The organism is Streptomyces bohaiensis (assembly GCF_012033785.1).
Taxonomy (GTDB): Bacteria; Actinomycetota; Actinomycetes; order Streptomycetales; family Streptomycetaceae; genus Streptomyces; species Streptomyces bohaiensis.
Window position 1 is genome coordinate 1 of record NZ_JAAVJC010000436.1, and the last position, 2,661, is coordinate 2,661.

Annotated in this window: 3 protein-coding genes; 2 read left to right on the forward strand and 1 reads right to left on the reverse strand. The window is 75.0% G+C overall.

The window, feature by feature from the left end:
• Positions 1 to 575, reverse strand: a 575-nt coding sequence (locus HCN52_RS23660; protein ID WP_168090460.1) for a TerD family protein, incomplete at its 3' end; no start/stop codon positions are given.
• Between the two features lie 108 nt (positions 576 to 683).
• Between HCN52_RS23660 and HCN52_RS23665 the strand changes: the two genes are divergently transcribed.
• Positions 684 to 1,844, forward strand: coding sequence for an HpcH/HpaI aldolase/citrate lyase family protein (locus tag HCN52_RS23665; protein WP_168090461.1), 1,161 nt, complete (start codon positions 684 to 686; stop codon positions 1,842 to 1,844).
• A partial coding sequence (locus HCN52_RS23670; protein WP_209314919.1) for a phosphoribosyltransferase domain-containing protein occupies positions 1,841 to 2,661 on the forward strand: 821 nt, incomplete at its 3' end. The genes HCN52_RS23665 and HCN52_RS23670, both read left to right, overlap by 4 nt.

A 2,661-nucleotide genomic window follows, 5' to 3' on the forward strand; every position in this document is an offset into this window, starting at 1 on the left:
GGCCCGAAGTTCAGCGGCGGCGGCCCGGCCGCCTCCGGTGCCGCCCGGTGCGCCGCGACCAGGTCGGCGGGGCCGCCCGCGAGGCCGCGGCGGACGTCGCGGAACTCCCACCCGGACAGTCCGCGCCAGAGTTCACCGCAGACCAGCGTGGTGTGGTCCTCGCGCTCGGCGAGGATCGGGCGGGCGGTGACCGGGAGGTCGTTCTCGACGTCCCAGAGCGTCAGCTGGAGCGAGCCGGCGGTGCCGAACGGGGCGCCGTCGGCGGACACCGCGAGGACCACGCGGCGGACCGCCGGGGGGAGCGCGCCCGGCCGGATCTCCAGCGCGTCCATGAGCCCCTCGCGGTGCCGCCGCTTGGGGAGCCGGCGGACGCCGCCGGTGTCGTCGCCGGCCCGCTCCGGGCCCACGGCGTCGCGGTCCGAGGCGAGCCGGCCCCGGGCGTCGAGCAGCAGCACACTGGTGTGCACGTCCGCCGGGCCCCGCCGGCTCCCGCGCAGCGGCGACCAGTGGACGGCGGCCCGGAGCACGGACAGGCGCAGCGGCAGGACGCTTCCCGCGTCGTACACATGCTTCATACCGAAGATCCTGCCTGCCGCCGCATGCCGGAAACAAAGCTGATCGTACGATTGTTCGTTGAGTCTGTCCGCGCACCGGTGGGACAGCGGGGCGCAAGGGACGACGGCATGCGGCACTACGGGCAGCTGGGAGCAGCGGAGCGGCAGGCACTCTTCCACCGGGAGCCCGCCGACTTCGACCTCGAATCCGAGGTACGCACCCTCGGTGTCGCCCTCGGCGCCACCCTCTACAGCCCGGCCACCCGCCCGCGCCTGGTCGCCGACATCCACAAGCAGACCGCCCGGGGCGTCGTGTCCATGGTGCTCTGCCTGGAGGACTCCATCAGCGACGCCGAGGTCGCCGGCGGCGAGGCCAACCTGGTCCGCCAGCTGCGCCGCCTCCATCGCGAGAGCGCCCCCGCGGACCTTCCGCTGCTGTTCGTGCGGGTCCGGCGCCCGGACCAGGTCACCGACCTCACCGACCGCCTCGGCCCCGCCGTCCGGTTGCTCGCGGGGTTCGTCCTGCCCAAGTTCACGGCCGCCACGGGCTACGGCTACCTGGAGGCGGTGGTCGAGGCGGAGGCGCGCTGCGGGCGCCGGCTGCTCGCCATGCCGGTACTGGAGTCACCGGAGCTGATGCACCTGGAGACCCGCGCCGACCGCCTCGCCGACGCCGCCCGGCTGCTGGAGAAGTACCGCGAACGCGTCCCCGCCCTCCGGATCGGCGTCACCGACTTCTGCTCCGTCTACGGCCTGCGCCGCGGCCCCGACATGACCGTCTACGACGTGCATCCGGTCGCCTCGGTGATCGCCGACGTCGTCAACGTGTTCGGCCGCGCCGACGGCACCGGCTACACCATCAGCGGTCCCGTCTGGGAGTACTTCCGCACCCAGCCGCGGATGTTCCAGCCGCAGCTGCGCGCCAGCCCCTTCCGGGGCCGCGGCGACCTGCGCGAACGTCTCATCGAGCACGACATGGACGGCCTGCTCCAGGAGATCGAGCTCGACCGCGCCAACGGACTGCAGGGCAAGACCTGCATCCACCCCTCGCACGTCGCGGCCGTCCACGCGCTCTCCGTGGTGAGCCACGAGGAGTACTGCGACGCCGTCGACATCCTCGGCGCCGGCCCCAACGGCGGCGGCGTCCTGCGGTCCTCGTACACCAACAAGATGAACGAGGTGAAACCGCACCGCAGCTGGGCCGCACGGACCCTGCTGCGCTCGGAGGTCTTCGGCGTCGCCAGGGAAGGCGTCGACCACGTGGACCTGCTGGAGGCGGGCATCAGATGAACGACCGGAACGCGCACCCCACCACCGACGACCCCGTCACCGACGACGCCCCCGGCGCGCCGGCGCCCGAGCCGGGAGCCGAGCCCGGAGCCGCGGACGCCGGCCGGGACGGGGACGGCAGCTGGGACGGGGCCTGGGTCGCGCGCCGACTCGGCGTCACCCTGCACGGCGGCGACCTGCCGGCGCTGCTGGGACTCGCGCTGCGCGAGAACCCCCGCCGCGCCCACCTCCTCGTCTCGCGGGTGCTCGGCAAGCACATCCCGCAACGCCCCGACGTGGTCCACGGCACCGGCGTGGAGCTCGGCCGCCGCGTCCGCGCCCTGCTCGGCGCCGAGGCCGACGACGCCGTCGTCCTCGGCTACGCCGAGACGGCGACCGGGCTCGGCCACAGCGTCGCCGACGGCGCCGGCGCCCGCTACCTGCACTCCACCCGCCGCGCGGTCGCCGGCGCCCACCACGCCGGCGGCTTCGAGGAGGAGCACAGCCACGCCACCTCCCACCTGCTGCTCCCCGAGGACCCCGAGCTGCTCACCGGCGGTGGACCGCTGGTGCTGGTGGACGACGAGCTCTCCACCGGCCGGACCGTCCGCAACACCCTGCAGGCGCTGCACCGCACCGCACCCCGCTCCCGGTACGTGGTGGTGACCCTGTGCGACCTGCGGTCCGCGGCGGACGCCGCCACCCTGGAGAAGACCGCGGCCGACCTCGGCACCCGCGTCGACGTCGTCGCGCTCGGCACCGGCACCGTCGCCCTGCCGCCGGACGTGCTGGCCCGCGGGCGCGCGCTCGTCGCCGCACAGCACGCCGCCGGCACGGC